At 71.7% G+C, this 15,342-nt stretch carries 8 protein-coding genes; 2 read left to right on the top strand and 6 right to left on the bottom strand.

All coding sequences use genetic code 11. The annotated features are described in order from the left end of the window. The first annotated feature begins 10 nt into the window (after window positions 1-10). Complete coding sequence (locus A6A06_RS20995; protein ID WP_079194176.1) at window positions 11-2,500, top strand: SpoIIE family protein phosphatase; 2,490 nt, start codon at window positions 11-13, stop codon at window positions 2,498-2,500. Window positions 2,501-2,691: 191 nt separating this feature from the next. Here the strand turns inward: A6A06_RS20995 and A6A06_RS20990 are convergent, their stop codons facing one another. The 6 genes from A6A06_RS20990 to A6A06_RS20965 form a co-directional block, all read right to left on the bottom strand. Beyond that, complete coding sequence (locus A6A06_RS20990) at window positions 2,692-7,899, bottom strand: type I polyketide synthase (protein ID WP_073762811.1); 5,208 nt, start codon at window positions 7,897-7,899, stop codon at window positions 2,692-2,694. Window positions 7,900-7,980: 81 nt separating this feature from the next. Further along, the gene (locus A6A06_RS20985) at window positions 7,981-8,172 is read right to left on the bottom strand and encodes a ferredoxin (protein WP_073762810.1); all 192 of its coding nucleotides are present in this window, start codon (window positions 8,170-8,172) and stop codon (window positions 7,981-7,983) included. Window positions 8,173-8,253: 81 nt separating this feature from the next. Then, on the bottom strand, window positions 8,254-9,495 hold the full coding sequence (locus A6A06_RS20980; RefSeq protein ID WP_079194175.1) for a cytochrome P450: 1,242 nt from the start codon (window positions 9,493-9,495) through the stop codon (window positions 8,254-8,256). Between the two features lie 29 nt (window positions 9,496-9,524). Beyond that, window positions 9,525-10,583: a DegT/DnrJ/EryC1/StrS family aminotransferase gene (locus A6A06_RS20975; protein ID WP_073762809.1), complete on the bottom strand. Its 1,059-nt coding sequence runs from the start codon at window positions 10,581-10,583 to the stop codon at window positions 9,525-9,527. Window positions 10,584-10,643: 60 nt separating this feature from the next. Beyond that, window positions 10,644-12,020 (bottom strand): glycosyltransferase, encoded by a 1,377-nt coding sequence (locus tag A6A06_RS20970; RefSeq protein WP_073762808.1) that lies wholly within the window; start codon window positions 12,018-12,020, stop codon window positions 10,644-10,646. Window positions 12,021-12,224: 204 nt separating this feature from the next. Next, entirely contained in the window at window positions 12,225-13,832 is a 1,608-nt protein-coding gene (locus A6A06_RS20965; RefSeq protein WP_073763277.1) for a GMC oxidoreductase, read from the bottom strand. A 279-nt stretch (window positions 13,833-14,111) separates the two neighbouring features. On the opposite strand from A6A06_RS20965, the gene A6A06_RS20960 reads away from it, so the two are divergent. Further along, window positions 14,112-15,233 (top strand): tyrosine-protein phosphatase, encoded by a 1,122-nt coding sequence (locus tag A6A06_RS20960; protein ID WP_073762807.1) that lies wholly within the window; start codon window positions 14,112-14,114, stop codon window positions 15,231-15,233. The last annotated feature ends 109 nt before the right edge of the window (window positions 15,234-15,342 follow it).

Genomic DNA, 15,342 nt, shown 5'->3' with positions numbered 1-15,342 from the left:
CGGCAACTTCATGAGCACTTCCGAGCACGTGGGAACCCCCTCCGGGGACGACGTGTCGCCGACGCCCGAGACCGAGCGGGGCCAGGTCCCACCCGTACCCGCGAGCGCCCCGACCGCGCAGACCGCACCGGGCCGGGACGCCGCCCCGGCCCGCGACCGAACGGACCGGACGTCCGCCGTGGGCCGCCTGGCCGCCACGGTCGAACGGCTGCGCAGTGAAGTCCAGGCGGCGCACGCGGCAGCCGATGGCCGTGCCCTGATCGAACTCGCCAAGGGCATCATGATCGAGCGGCTCCACTGCGGCCCGGCGCAGGCGACCCGGCAGCTCGCCGAACTCGCGGAGAAGGCCGCGGTCTCCCAGCTGGAGCTGGCCGTGGACATCATCAACCAGGCCGCCCGCGACCGCGTGACGGAGATCGCCGGTGCCTTTCTGCGGCGGACCCAGGCCGAGCGCGCCGTGCCGGACCCGGCCGTCGGGGTACGTCTGCGGACGGCCGAGAGCGCCGCCCTGGCCGCCGGTGACGCACAGGCCGTCGCCGACTCGCTGCTCCAGCACGCGCTGACTCCGCTGGGTGCCACGGCCGTCGCCATCTGGTCCGCGGGCACGGACACCTCCCTCACCCTGTCCGGGCACGCGGGGTTCCCCGCCGACGAGGCGGTGCGCTGGCGGTACGTGCCGCCCGGCGTGGTCACCGTCGCCCGCCAGGCGCTGACCGAACGGGACACCGTCCGGTTCTCCTCCCTGTCCGAGACGGGCATCCCCTCGATCGGCCGCACCCACCACCCCGACGGCGGCCGGGTGGCGCTCCCCGCCGGTACCGGTGGCCGCATCCACGGCGTCCTGGAGATCTGCTGGCACCAGCCGCTCCCCCGGCAGCCGCCGGTGATCATGCGTCAGATCGAGGCCCTGGCCCAGCTGTGCGCCCACGCCCTCGAAGACACTCCCGCGTCACAGGACCACGGCACGCCCCCCGACCGGCACGTTCCCGCCGTGGCCGAGCTGGTGGACCTGGCGGACGGGCTCTACGACCCGGCGCTCGTCCTCACCCCTCACCTCGCGGCCGACGGCCACCTGAGCGACTTCCGGATCCACCACGTCAACGCGCGCTTCATGGACCCGGCGGGCCGCCCCCGCAGCTTCGTCAACGGCGCGCTGCTGCTTGAGGCGTACCCGATGGCCGCCGAGCAGAGCGAACTTTTCGACAAGGTCCAGCGCGTCTACGCCACCGGAGAACCGTTCCGCGCCCAGCGGATGACCCTGACCGCCCTGGTGGACCAGGTGCCGCTCGCCGCCGTCGCCGACATCAGCGTCAGCCGCCACGGGAACAGCGTGCTGCTCATCTGGCGTATCGAGGACGAGACCGCCCGGCTCGCCAGTCTCCTGCAGCACGCCCAGCGCCTCGGCCGGATCGGCGGCTTCGAGGAGAACCTCCTGACCGGCGAGATCACCTGGAACGGCCAGCTCTTCTCGCTGTACGGACGGCCGTCCACCGGCGCCCCCGTGTCCCTGCACGACCTGGCCGCCCACGCGCACCCGGACGACGGCATAGCCATCGGCCGCTTCCTGCGCGCCGTACTGCACCACCGGCGCTCCGCCTCGGCCGCTTTCCGCCTCCGGCGCCCCGACGGCGTCACCCGGCACATGCGGGTGATCGCCGAGCCCGTGCTCGACTCCGACGGCCGGCTTCTCACCGTCCGGGGCGCCTACCAGGACATCTCCTCCCAGCACTGGACGGAGGTGGCGCTCGCCGCCACCCGCGACCAGCTCGCCCACACCGAACAGGAGTCGGCCGAGCGCAACCGTCTCGCGCTCCAGCTCCAGCAGGCCATCATGCCGCCGAGCCGCGGCCCCATCGACGCCCCCGGCCTGCAGATAGCCGTACGCTACCGGCCCGCGGAAACCGAGTCCCTGGTGGGCGGCGACTGGTACGACGCCGTCGTCCTGCCCTCCCAGCGGGTGCTGCTCTGCGTCGGTGACATCGCGGGCCACGGCATCGAGGCGGCCACCGGCATGGTGGTCCTGCGCAACGCCCTGCGCGGTCTCGCCATCACCGGCGCCGGCCCCGGCCAGCTACTGTCCTGGCTGAACATCGTGGCCCACCATCTCACCGACCAGGTGTCCGCCACGGCCGTCTGCGGCGTGTACGACCCCGGGACCCGCATACTGCGCTGGGCCAGAGCCGGCCACCTGCCTCCGGTGCTGGTCCGCGGCGACGAGGCGAGCAGGCTGCCGCTGGTCCGCGGGCTGCTCCTGGGCGCCCTCCCCGAAGCGGCCTACGAGGAGGCCGTGCTCCAGCTGGAGGCGGACGACACCCTTCTGATGTACACCGACGGCCTGGTCGAGCGGAGGGACACCGCCATCCACGATTCCCTGGCGCAGTTGCTCGCCACCGCGCGGACGCCCGCGCCCACCCTGGAGCACCGGCTCGACCGCCTGCTGACCCACAGCAAGTCCGACACCGACGACGACACCTGTCTGATCGGCATCCAAGTGGTCTGAGACGGTGGTCCGGGATCGTGGTCCGGGATCGTGGTCCGGGATCGTGGTCCGGGATCGTGGTCCGGGATCGTGGTCCGGGATCGTGGTCCGGGACGGTGCCCGATGTGGTGTCCCGGGCGGACCGGGACTTCGGCCCCGGGCTTCTGCCGACGGGTGGGTGCGGGTGCCCTGGAGAGCACCCGCACCCGCCGTCAGCGTTCCGCGTCCATCAGCCGGAACAGTTCCTCGTCACTGGCCGAACCCAGGTCCAGCGTCTCCCCGGATCCTGTGCCCGTGCCCGTGCCCTGGCCCGCCCCGGCCGTCACCGCCTGCAGCCGTGCCACCGCCTCCTCCGAGAGTTCCGCACCGGCCATGAGCAGCGACTCCAGCTCGGCCACGACGGAGCCCACGTCGCGCCCGGAGGCGGCAGGGCGCGCGAGCCGTTCGCGTACGAGGCGGACGACGGCGTTCGGCGTGGGGTAGTCGTACACGAGCGTGGCCGGCAGCCGCATGTCGGTGGCCGTGATGAGGCGGTTGCGCAGTTCGACGGCGTTCACCGAGTTGACGCCCATCTCCTTGAACGTGCGGTTGCCCTCCTCGTCGCGCTGCTCCTGACCGCCGAGCACGGCCGAGGTCTCGGCGAGGACCAGGGCCAGTACGTACGCGTGCTGTCCGGCGTCGTCGAGGCCGGTCAGCCGGGCTTCCAGCCCCGGCGGCTCCTCGTCGGCCGCCGTCCCGCCCGCGACGTCCGCGAAGCCCGCGTCGGCGACCGGACCCGCCGGGCCCGCCGGAGCCGACGCCAGCCAGAACCGCCGCCGCTGGAACGCGTACGTCGGCAGGGCGGCGGGCCGGGCCCCGGGAAGCACCGCGTCCCAGTCGACCGGCACGCCGTGGGCGTGCACCCGGGCGACCGCGGTGAGCAGGGCGTGCCGCTCCGGCGCTCCGGCGCGCAGGCTCGGGATGAGGGCGGCCCCGGGCTCCGGGTCGCCCGCCTCCAGGCACTCGTCGATCATCGGTGTGAGGGCCGGCTCGGCTCCCAGCTCCAGGAAGCCGGTGACGCGTTCGTCCCGGAGCCGGCCGACCGCGTCCTTGAAGCGTACGGACTGCCGTACGTGCCGCACCCAGTGGTCCGGGTCGCGCACGACCTCGGCGGTCAGCGGGAGGCCGGTGACGGTGGAGACGATGGGGACGGTGGGCGCGGCGTAGGTCAGCGTACGGACGACCTCGCGGAACTCCTCCAGCATGGGGTCCATCAGCGGCGAATGGGCCGCGACGCTCATCGTGATCCGCCGGGTCTTGTGGCCGGCGGCGGCGAGCCGCTCCGTGAGCGCGACGAGCGGGGCCTCGACGCCCGACAGGACGAGGGAGTGCGGACCGTTGACGGCCGCGATCGACACCGTGTCCGTCAGGTCCGTCAGCCACGGGGCCACTTCGGCCTCCGTGATGCGCACCGCCACCATCGCGCCGCCGGGCGGCAGCGCGCCCATCATCCTGCTCCGGGCCGCCACCAGGGTGCACGCGTCCTGGAGGTCGAGTACGCCGGTCACGTGGACGGCGGAGATCTCGCCGACCGAGTGCCCCACCAGGTGGCCGGGGACCACGCCCCAGGACTCGAACAGCCGGTACAGGGCGACCTGGACGGCGAACAGCGCGGGCTGCGTGTAGGTGGTGTCGTCGAGGAGGGCCGCCTCCTCGGAGTCGGGAGCCGCCCACATCACCGAGGTCAGCGGTCGCGGCAGCAGGGGGTCCAGCACGGCGCACACCTCGTCCAGCGCCTGCCGGAAGACGGGGAACGCCGCGGCGGCCTCGCGTCCCATGCCGTTGCGCTGGCTGCCCTGTCCGGGGAATATGACGGCCAGTCCGCCCGGCACGGAGTCGTGCGGGGTGACGTTCGCGGTCCGTTCACCGCGTCCGAACCCGGCCGTCGCGGCCAGCATGCGGGCCCGGTCGGTGCCGCTGACGACGGCCCGGTGCGGGTGCAGGGCACGGGTGGTGGCGAGGGCGTGGGCGACGTCCTGGGCGCGCAGGCCGGGATCGGCGGTCACGTGCTCGGCCAGGCGCCGGGCCTGCTCGCGCAGTGCCGCCCGGCTCCGGGCGGACAGGACCCAGGGCACGGCCACGTCGTCGGCGGGCTCCGGGACCTGTGCCGTCACCGGCGTGTCCCGCGCCTCCTCCGGGGCCTCGCCGGGCGCTTCTTCGAGGATCACGTGCGCGTTGGTGCCGGTGAGCCCGAAGGAGGACACCCCTGCCCGTCGCGTGCGTCCGCTCTCCCGTGGCCAGGGCTGAGCGTCGGTGAGCAGCCGTACCGATCCGGCGGACCAGTCCACCTTGGCGGAGGGGGCGTCCACGTGCAGCGTGCGCGGCAGGACGCCGTGGCGCAGCGCGAGCGCCGTCTTGATGACTCCGGTGACCCCGGCGGCGGCCTGCGTGTGCCCGACGTTCGACTTCGCCGACCCCAGCCACAGGGGCCGTCCCTCCGGCCGTTCCTGGCCGTACGTGGCGAGCAGGGCCTGGGCCTCGATGGGGTCGCCGAGCGGGGTGCCGGTGCCGTGTCCTTCCACGGCGTCCACGTCCTGCGGTGTCAGTCCGGCGTCGGCCAGGGCTTCGCGGATGACGCGTTGCTGGGCGGGTCCGCTCGGCGCGGTGAGGCCGTTGGAGGCGCCGTCCTGGTTGACGGCGGAGCCCCGTACGAGGGCCAGGACGCGGTGTCCGTTGCGGCGGGCGTCGCTCAGCCGTTCCAGCAGCAGCAAGCCCGCTCCCTCCGACCACGCGGAGCCGTTGGCGGTGTCCGCGTACGCCTTGGACCGCGAGTCGGGGGACAGTGCGCGCAGGCGGGAGAAGTGCGCGAAGGGCGCGGGGGTCGCCATGACGGTGACGCCGCCGGCCAGGGCCATGTCGGTCTCGCCCGACCGCAGGGACCGGCAGGCCAGGTGCAGGGCGACGAGGGAGGACGAGGAGGCGGTGTCGACCGTCAGCGCGGGGCCTTCGAGCCCGTAGGTGTAGGCGATGCGTCCCGAGACCGCGCTGCCGGAGGCCCCGGTGATCAGCATGCTCTCCCACGCGCTGGGCGCGGCGGCGGCGTTGGCCGCGTAGCCGCGGTCCATCGCGCCCGTGAACACGCCCGTACGGGAGCCCTTCAGGGACGTCGGGTCGATGCCGGCCCGCTCGAAGGTCTCCCAGGCCGCCTCCAGGAGCAGGCGCTGCTGCGGGTCGGTGGCCGTGGCCTCCTGGTCGGACAGGCCGAAGAAGCCCGCGTCGAAGTCGCCCGCTTCGTGCAGGAAGCCGCCTTCGCGTGCGTAGGAGGTACCCGGGCGGTCGGGGTCCTCGTCGAAGAGCCGGTCCAGGTCCCAGCCCCGGTCGGCCGGGAAGCCGGACATCGCGTCGGTCCCGTCGGCGAACAGGCCCCACAGGGCGTCGGGGGTGTCGGCGCCGCCCGGCAGCCGGCAGGCCATGCCGATGATCGCCACCGGGTCGGCTTCGTGCTCCGGGCTCTCCCGCGGCTTCGCGGGAGACGGCTGCTGCTGCCCGGCCAGTACGCGCGCGACGGCCCGCGGGGTGGGGAAGTCGAAGGCGAGCGTGACCGGGAGCGCCAGTCCGGTCTCCTCCCGCAGCAGGTTCCGCAGCTGCACCGCGAGGATGGAGTCGAGGCCGAGCCGGCGGAATTCCGTGTCGGGGTCGAAGGGGGCGGCCGTCCCGTCGTTCCCGGCCACCTGGCCGACGCAGTCGCGTACGAGTTCCAGTGCCTCCTCGGCCGTGTCCGGCGGGGCCGCGCCGGGGCGGGCCGGGACGGGTACCGCCTCCAGGCCGGTGAGCAGCTGTTCGAGCGCCCGGCGGTCCAGCTTCCCTGCGGGTGAGAGGGGCAGCTCGCGCACGGTGACCAGTTCGAGGGGGATCTTGTGGTCGGCGAGCCCCTGCCGGCGCAGGAAAGCGGTCACCTCGGTCAGGCCGATGGTGCGGTCCGCGTGGCCGGTGACGACCAGGCACGGGTACTCCCCCAGCCGGTCGTCGGGTGCGCCCGCCACGGCCAGCGGGCCCAGGCCGGTGAGGCCCGCGAGCAGCTCCTCGACCTCGGTGGCGCTGAACTTCCGGCCACCCGTGTTGATCAGCTCGGCGGCCCGGCCGTGCAGGACCACCACGCCGTCCGTGTCGACGGCCGCGATGTCGCCGGTCCGCAGCCAGCCGTCGTCGGTGAGGGCCGAGCGCGTCAGCTCCGGCTCGCGGAAGTAGCCGCGGAACACCCCTGCCCCCCGGTACTGGAGCTCGCCCCGCTCCCCCGCCGCGCACGCCTCGCCGCGCTCGTCGACGACCCTGAGGTCCACGCCGCCGACCGGCTGTCCCACGCTGCCGTCGGGGTGGTGGGCCAGGGTGCGGGTGCCGGTGCCGATCTCGGACATCCCCCACACGACGACCAGTTCACCGCCGAGGGTGGCGCGTACCTGTGCGGCGAGCGCGGGGGCGACGGGGGCTCCCGCGGTACGTATCTGGTGCGGCGTGAAGCCCGCCGGCTCGTCCGTCCCGGCCAGCCGTGTGACGATGTCCCGCAGCTGGGCGGGCACGGCGAAGACGACGCGGGGGTCGTGCTCCCGGGCCAGTTCCAGGAAGCGGTCCACGTCCCAGCCGGAGAGCAGGACCTGCCGGCCGGCGGCGAACAGCGCCGCGTGCATGGCCTGGAGTCCGAACAGGTGGGTCATCGGGCAGGCCGTGAGGACCGTACCGTCGAAGGCGTCGGCGGCCTCGGCGGTGACGACGGCGGTGTTCGACAGCAGTCCGTCGTGGCGGTGCACACACAGCTTGGGCCGTGCCGAGGTCGTCCCGGACGAGGGGATCAGGACGAACGGCATGTCGGGGGTGACGTCCACCGGCCGTGGCTCGTTGCCCGCCCAGGTCGTGAGCAGGCCGTCCAGCGTCCCGGCCCCCGGCGCCTCGCCCTCCGTCCGCGACGCCCCGGCCGACAGCACGCCGCGCAGCGACGGCACGCCGTTCAGCAGCGCACGGGCCGTCGCCGCGTTCTCGTCCGCGTCGTCGTCCGGGGATTCCGACAGGACGAGGAGGACGGGCTCGGTCCGGGCCAGCAGGGCCTGGGTCTCCGGGAGCGTGGTGCCCTGGTGGACGGGCAGGAGTACCGCCCCCACGGCCGCGACGGCCAGGTGCAGGGTCTGCAGCTCCCAGCAGTTCGGCAGCCGCGCCGCCACCACGTCGCCGGGGAGCACGCCCGTTTCCTGCAGGCCGCGGGCGAGCGCGTCGACGTCCGCGCGCCAGTGTGCCCACGTCCAGGAGCGGTTCCCGTCGACGATGGCCACCGCGTCGGGGGCGGACCCCACGGCGGCCTCGAAGACCTCGGGCAGCGTGAAGCCGCCCAGTACGTCGGCCGCGTCGGCGGACGGCTGGATCACGTAGTCATCTGTGGGGTGGGGCACCATCACTCCCGGATCGCTCTCGGCACTCTCGTCAGTTGTGGGGCGGGCCGGGGTTCGGACACGAGCTCCTGCCCGGGTGGGGCGTCAGCCCTCGTGCACGGAGATGGCCCGGGACGGACACAGGGCGCCGGCCAGCCGGGCGGCGGACTCCTCGGCGGTGCCGGGCTCGGTGAGGAGGGTGACGAGCCCGTCGTCGTCCTGGTCGAAGATCGCGGGGGCGTTCAGCACGCACTGGCCCGCCCCGACACAGCGGTCGGGGTCAACGGTGATACGCATGTCGGTGTCTCTCCTGCGGTGGATGGAGCCCGCCCGGCGGCCGGTGGGACAGGCCGCCGGGCGGGCGGTGCCGGGGTGCGGTCACCAGCGGACGGGCAGCTCGTTCAGGCCGTAGAGCACGCCGTCGTACTTGATGTCCAGACCGTCGACGGGAACGGCGAGTTCGAGGTTCGGGATGCGTTCGAAGAGCTTGCGGTAGGCGACTTCCATCTCGATCCGTACCAGGTTCTGCCCCAGGCACTGGTGGACTCCGTAGCCGAAGGCCACGTGGCCGCGGGCGGAGCGGGAGGGGTCGAACGCGTGCGGGCAGGCGAAGAGGTTCTCGTCGTGGTTGGCCGCGGCGACCAGCGGCACGATGCCCTCGCCCGCCTTGATCAGCTGTCCGCCGATCTCCACGTCCTCGACGGCCACGCGCAGGGACACGATGTCGGCGACCGAGTGGAAGCGCAGTGTCTCCTCGACGGCCCGCTCGTCACCGATCCACTGGGGGTTCGTCAGCAGGGTGACCACGCCGAGCGCGATGTTGTTCGCGGTGGTCTCGTGACCGGCGATGAGCAGCAGCATCAGCACGCCGGACATCTCGTTCGGGGAGATGGCACCGGTGGCCAGCAGCCGGGTGATGAGGTCGTCGCCGCCCCACTTCTGCTTGATCTCCACCAGCCGGTTGATGTACCGCAGGAGGTCCTTGGCGGCGGTCATCCGGTCGTCGTCGCTGGAGGAGCGCAGGGAGACCAGGACGCGGGTCCTGGACTCGAAGAACTCGCGGTCGGCGGGCGGTACGCCGAGCAGCGCGGAGATCACCAGGGACGGGATGGGCAGGGCGAAGTCGGCGACGAGGTCGGCGGTGTTGCCCGCCGCCAGCATGGCGTCCAGCTGGGCGTCCACCGTGCTCTCGATCGCGGACTTCATCGCGCGCACGCGCCGGACGGTGAACTCCGGGATCAGGGCCTTGCGGAACCGGTCGTGGTCCGGGGAGTCCATGCCCACGAACCAGCCCGGGATCTGGTCCTGGCTGGGCACGCCCAGGTTCCCGACGTTGGGGAACCCCTCGTGCTGGGGGTTGGAGCTGATGCTGGGGCTGGTCAGTACGGTGCGTACGTCCTCGTGCCGGGTGACCAGCCACACCCGCTTGCCGTCGGACAGGCGGGAGAGGACCAGCCCCTCGCGGTCGCGGAAGCCGGTGTAGTCCGGCGGCGGGAAAGGTACGCCGGGTTTGCGCTGCGGGAAGTCGACGATCAGCTGGTCGGCCGCTATGGCCGTGTCCGTGGCCGACTGCCCCGTGACCGGGCAGGTCTGCGGCGCGGCCGGGTCGTTGTGCGTCATGGGTGGATGTCCCCTCTCGAACGGCCCGGTCAGCCGGCGCCGTAGAACGCGCGGACCCGGTCGATCACGAATTCCTGGTCGGCGGCGGTCAGTCCGGTGTGGGTGGGCAGATACAGCCCGTCCTCGGCGAACGTGTTCGCCTTGAGCGAGGGCCAGACGGGGTCGAGGTACATGGGCTGCCGGCTCATCGGCTTGAAGAACAGCCGGGTCTCGATGGACTCCCCGGCCAGGAACTCCCGCAGTTCCTCGCGGCGTTCGGCCCGCAGGTCGTACATCCACAGCACGTCCCGCGACGGCATCAGCGTGATGCCGGGGATGCCGGCCAGGCCCTCGTCGTAGCGCCGCTCGATCTCGCGCCGTATTTCGAGGATCTCGTCCAGGCGCTCGGTCTGGGCGAGCGCGACGGCGGCCTGCATGGCCGTCATGCGGTAGTTGTAGGCGACCTTCTTGTGCAGGAAGCTGTGGTCCTTGGTGAAGGCCATGGCCCGCAGGTGCGCCATCTGCCCGGCCAGCCGGGGGTCGTCGGTGAGGCAGATACCGCCCTCACCCGCCGTGATGATCTTGTTGGCGAACAGCGAGTAGCACGCGATGTCGCCGACCGGGCGGATGCCGTGGGCCTCCGCGCTGTCCTCCACGACCCGCAGGTTGTACTGGTACGCGATGTCCATGATCGCGTCCATGTCGCAGCGGCGGCCGTAGATGTGGACGGGCATGATGGCCTTGGTCCGCGCGGTGATCTTCTCCTCGATGCGGCCGGCATCGATGTTGAGGTCGTCCCCGCAGTCGACGAACACCGGCGTCGCGCCGGTGTACGTGACCGCCCACGCCGAGGCGATCATGGTGAACTCCGGGACGATCACCTCATCGCCGGGGCCGATGCCCAGGGCCCGCAGGGCCAGCGTGAGGGCGGCCGTCCCGGAGGAACAGGACACGCCGTGCGCGACGCCGTTGTAGTCCGCGAAGGCGCTTTCGAAGCGCTGGACCATCGGGCCCTGCGACGAGATCCAGCCGTCACTGACGGCGCCGGTCAGATATTCGAGCTCTCTACCGTCCAGAGCGGGCCTGGACACGGGGTACTTGAACGACATCCGCTGCTTCTTCCTTGTCTTCCTGAAAGTCCTCGTACGTAAGTGAATGCTCGTGCGGCCTTATGCCAGAGCCGGGTGTCCGAGGACCAGCTCGGCGGCGGTCTCGCGGCCGCCCGCCGCATGCTGCAGGGCGCTGAGCCGCTCCGCGTTCTCGCGGAAGGAAGGGGTCTCGATCACCCGAGTGAGCTTGTCGATCACGTCGTCGACGTCCATGTCCCGCGGCCGGTCGAGGGTCAGGCTGATGCCGAAGTCCCGGCCGCGCGTGGCCTGGTCGTAGCAGTCCACCCACAGCGGCCGCACCACGAGCGGCTTTCCGAAGTACACGCCCTCGTTGTAGCCGTTGCCGCCGGCGTGGGTGAAGAAGACCTTCACATTCGGGTGGGCCAGCACGTCCAGCTGCGACGGAACCCAGTTCTCGACACGGAGGTTGGCCGGCAGCGACTCCTTCGGCGGCAGCATGTGCTGCTGTTCCGAGGGCAGCTTCCACAGCACCTGATGCTTGCCCTCCAGGCGGCGGGTGACCTCCACCATGGAGTGGACCTGGTCCCGGGTGAGCCGGGTGATCGTGCCGAACCCGGCGTAGATGACGGAGGACTGCTCGTCCAGCCAGCGCGAGAGATCGTCGTCCTGCGAGGACTCCGGCAGCGGCGGCACCATCGCGCCGACCAGCCGCATCTTCTCCGGAATGTCGAAGGGGTAGTCCAGCTCGGCGATCGAATTGCACAGCACCAGATCGGCGCGGTCGATCCGTGTCATCAGGCTGGGCTTGCCGACACCGTGCTCCATACGCCGCCGGTTGTCCTCCTTGACGACCTTCATCATCTTCGGCGTCATGAACATCGCCAGGTTCCGCCACTTGAAGAGCGCGTTGCTCATACGCTGCGGGAAAGTCATCGGGTACGGCAGCCCCGTGTGCGGTACGGGGAAGTCCCGCGGGGTGTAGGCCTTGGCGAAAGGCATGAACGCCGTCAGCACATTGCTCGGCGTGAACGGAACGCTCAGCACGAACGGAATATTGCGGGAGACCGCCACCTCGATCGCGAAAGCGCTGACGCAGTCGATGATCATCAGCGCCGGCTTCACCTCCTCGACCACGGCCACCAGCTTGTGGAACTTCTCCTCGTGCCGTCCGGGCTTGTAGGTGTGCCGGACCACCGCGCGGTGTGCCTTGAAACGCGAATTCTGGGTGACCTCGCGATAGGTCTTGTCGTCCCATGTCACCGCCGACAGCTCGGTGACCACGTCACCCAGCGAGGCGAACTCCACCGGGGAACCCACCCCGATCTTCTTCACATCCCCGCGCCGCGGCTCGTCGGTGGCGAACCAGAGGTCCGGCACGTTCTGGCGGGACAGTTCCTCGGCGAGCACGAGCAGCGGATTGGCCAGCCCGCTCTCCGGGAGAGTGACGAAGAGGATCGGCCGTCGGGCGGAGTCCATTGTTTTCCTTTCAGCAATGACAAACAGGGTCCGGCAAGCACACCCCCGTGCGGATCGCTCCAGCCGCACTCCCCTTTGATCTCACGCCACCCACCGGAAAATCCTTAGACCCCGGGCGAGGGCATTCGGGGCACGAACGAACCGGCCCTCCGCACATGGGGAGGGCCGGAACGGCGCGGACGGCGAACCGTCGGCACAACTCTGCTACGCGGCCTTGACGTCCTCCGCGATGATCCGCTCGATGTTGCGCTCGGCCAGCGCCGTGATGGTCACGAAGGGGTTGACGCCGATGGACCCCGGCACGAGCGAGCCGTCCGTGACGTAGAGGTTGCGGTAGCCCGCGACGCGGCCGTAGAGGTCGGTGGCCTTGCCCAGGACGCAGCCGCCGAGCGGGTGGTAGCTGAAGTCGTCGGAGAAGGGCTTCAGCTGCGGCCCGAACAGGTCGTAGCGGTACATCGTCGTGTTGGCCTTGTTGATGCGGTCGAAGAGCGACCGCGCGGCGTCGACCGCGGGGGTGTTCTGGTCCCGGGTCCAGCGCAGCTTGGCCCGGTCGGTGGCCTTGTCGTAGACGAAGGTGCCGCGCTCGGGGTTCTTGGTGATCGCCAGGTAGAGGCTGACCCAGGTCTCCAGACCGGCCGGCATCGGCGCGATCTCCGCGAAGACCGGGGCGGTGGGGTTGTCCCAGTCGTCGATGCCCAGGGCGGGGATCGACGACTGGTGGGCGCCGGTGGTGTTCCAGACGTGGTTGGCCCGGCCGGTCATGATGTTGCCGTTGGGGCCCCAGCCCGCGCCGACCTCGCCGTTGAGGTTGGGCAGCGTGCCGGTGTCCCGGGCGCGCACCAGCAGTTCGGTCGAGCCGAGGCTGCCCGCGCCGAGGAACAGGTGGCGGCAGCCGATCTCCTTGTGGGCGACGGCCTTGCCCTCGGCGTCGATCTGGTCCACGGACAGCACATAGCTGCCGTCCTGCTGCTGGCGGATCGCCTTGACCTGGTGCAGCGTCTCGATGGTGACCTTGCCGGTGCCGAGCGCCTGCGCCAGGTAGGTCTTGTCCAGGCTCTGCTTGCCGTGGTTGTTGCCGTAGATCACCTCGCCGGCCAGCGCCGACTTGGGCGCCTCACCGGTCGCCTCGCGCTGCATGTGGCCGAAGTCGTAGACGTTGGGGACGAAGGTGGTTCCCAGGCCCGCCTTGGCGGCCTGATCGCGCGAGACCCGCGCGTACTTGTACCACTCCGTCTCCTCGAACCAGCCCTTGTCCATGTGGTTCACCTTGAGCATGGAGTTGGCGCGCGGGAAGTACCGGTCGTACATCTGGGCGGCGTCCACCCGCGGGAGGACCTCCTCGAAGTACGAGCGCTTCGGTACGACGGCCATGCCGCCGTTGACCAGCGAGCCGCCGCCGACGCCCCGCCCCACGTACACCGACATCTCGTCGAAGTGCACCTTGTCCAGCACACCCGCGTACGGGTCGATGTTCTTGTTGATCACGTCCAGCCACAGGAACGAGCCCAGCGGGGCCTCGGTACGGGACTTGAACCAGCTGGACCGGCGGTCGGGCTTGAGCATTCCGCAGAAGACGTTGCCGTCCTCGGCCGGCTTGTTCCACAGCTGGCCCATTTCGAGCATGAGCGTCGAAATGCCCGCCTCGCCGAGCCGCAGCGCGGAGACCGCGGCGCCGTAGCCGGTGCCGATCACCACGGCCGGTACGAACGTGCCGCTGTCGGCCCGCGGGCTGCGCCGGTCGGCGGCCGACGCGCGCGGGGCGGCGGAAATCGTGGTCATTCCGGCGACGGCGGCGCCGCTGAGGGCGGCCATTCCGAGCAGACGGCGCCGTGACAGATGCTGGTTCTCGAACACGCTGTAAGTACCCAACCTTCGCCGACAGAATTCTTCCCCGCAGGGCTGTGTCACGGCGCCGTCCCGGTGGGATCGCGGGCTGTGTCCCTCGGCTCGCGCCGCCGCGCGCCACCATCATGAGCCAGAAAGACTGGGGGAAATCCCAGAGTTGTGCCCGCCGCCAGGCCGGTGCGGCGAGCAGAGGACGCGGGCCCACTCTAGGTAATTCCAGGCCGTTTCGCGCCGTACGGTCCGGCTATGAACACACATTCCACGGCGGCGGTGCTGACCGCCCGCCGCATCGCCGTGTCGTTCGTGGCCACCGTATCGGCGGTGGGGCTCACCGCGCCCCTCACCTCGGCCGATCCCCTCGACGCGCCCACCGGAGCGGGCCGGCACGCGCCGCAGGCACCGCCTGCCGCGCAAGGAATCCTGTTCACCGATGCCACGGTGACCCAGCAGAAGGACGGGTCGTTCACCGTGTCCTGGAGGGCACCGGGCGCCGGTTCGGTGACCGTCTACGCCGGCGCCCGTGCCGTGGCGCACGGCGGGTCCGAGGCCACCGTCGTCGTCCGCGGGCTGCCCGCCGTCGACCGCCGGTGGTTCCGCCTCGTGCCCGACCAGGGTGATCCGCTCACCCTCGCCGACCGCTCGCTGCACCTGGAGGGCGCCGCCCACTTCCGCGACGCGGGCGGCCACCGCACCGCCGACGGCCGGTGGGTGAAGATGGGCGTGCTGTACCGCGCCGACGGCCTGCACGCGCTCACCGGCGCCGATCTGGCCAAGCTCAAGCGCCTGGGCCTGCGTACGGTCCTGGACCTGCGGATGCCGCGCGAGCGCGCCAAGGCCCCGGACCGCGTGCCCGCGGGCGCGCGCCATGTCGTCGCCGGAGTGCCCGGCGGCAAGGCCGAGGGCGAACTGCCCGCCACGGCCAAGGCGTCCGCGCACATGATGGCCGGCTCCTACCGGAAGTTCGTCTCCAAGCCCTCGGCGGTCAACGCCTACCGTTCGCTGTTCCGGCTGGCCAAGGGCCCCGGTTCCTACGCGCTGGCCTACCACGGCGAGAGCGGCAAGGACCGTACGGGCTGGGCCACCGCCGCCCTGCTCACGGCCCTCGGCGTGGACCGCGGCACGGTCCTGCGCGACTATCTGGCCGCCAACGGCCACCTCGCGGCGGTCCACGCCGCCGAACTCGACAGACGTCCGCCCAGACTCGCCGCCCGCCTCAAGCCGGTACTGGACGCCAGGGCCGAGTACCTGAACGCGGCCTTCGACGAGGCCGAGGTCCGCTTCGGCACCTTCGGCGCCTACCTGCGGGACGGACTGGGCCTGACCGAGCAGGACTTGGAGCGGCTGCGGGAGGCACTGCTGACCGGCTGAACGGCCTGCCCGCAGGAACACGAACGTCCCCTCCCGGTTTGCGGGGAGGGGACGTTGCTGTGTGTACGCCGCGACGTGGACCGCGCACCGGGTTGCTCCCGGGGCCTTC

The sequence above is a fragment of the Streptomyces sp. CB02923 genome (assembly GCF_001905005.1).
GTDB lineage: Bacteria > Actinomycetota > Actinomycetes > Streptomycetales > Streptomycetaceae > Streptomyces.
The sequence above is the reverse complement of the archived record's forward strand: the minus strand, read 5'-3'. Positions and strand labels throughout refer to the sequence as shown.

Coding starts and splice junctions, on each gene's coding strand:
- A6A06_RS20970 (WP_073762808.1), bottom strand. CDS start 12,020: ATGGACTCCGCCCGACGGCCGATCCTCTTCGTCACTCTCCCGGAGAGC.
- A6A06_RS20990 (WP_073762811.1), bottom strand. CDS start 7,899: ATGGTGCCCCACCCCACAGATGACTACGTGATCCAGCCGTCCGCCGAC.
- A6A06_RS20965 (WP_073763277.1), bottom strand. CDS start 13,832: ATGGCCGCCCTCAGCGGCGCCGCCGTCGCCGGAATGACCACGATTTCC.
- A6A06_RS20995 (WP_079194176.1), top strand. CDS start 11: ATGAGCACTTCCGAGCACGTGGGAACCCCCTCCGGGGACGACGTGTCG.
- A6A06_RS20985 (WP_073762810.1), bottom strand. CDS start 8,172: ATGCGTATCACCGTTGACCCCGACCGCTGTGTCGGGGCGGGCCAGTGC.
- A6A06_RS20980 (WP_079194175.1), bottom strand. CDS start 9,495: ATGACGCACAACGACCCGGCCGCGCCGCAGACCTGCCCGGTCACGGGG.
- A6A06_RS20960 (WP_073762807.1), top strand. CDS start 14,112: ATGAACACACATTCCACGGCGGCGGTGCTGACCGCCCGCCGCATCGCC.
- A6A06_RS20975 (WP_073762809.1), bottom strand. CDS start 10,583: ATGTCGTTCAAGTACCCCGTGTCCAGGCCCGCTCTGGACGGTAGAGAG.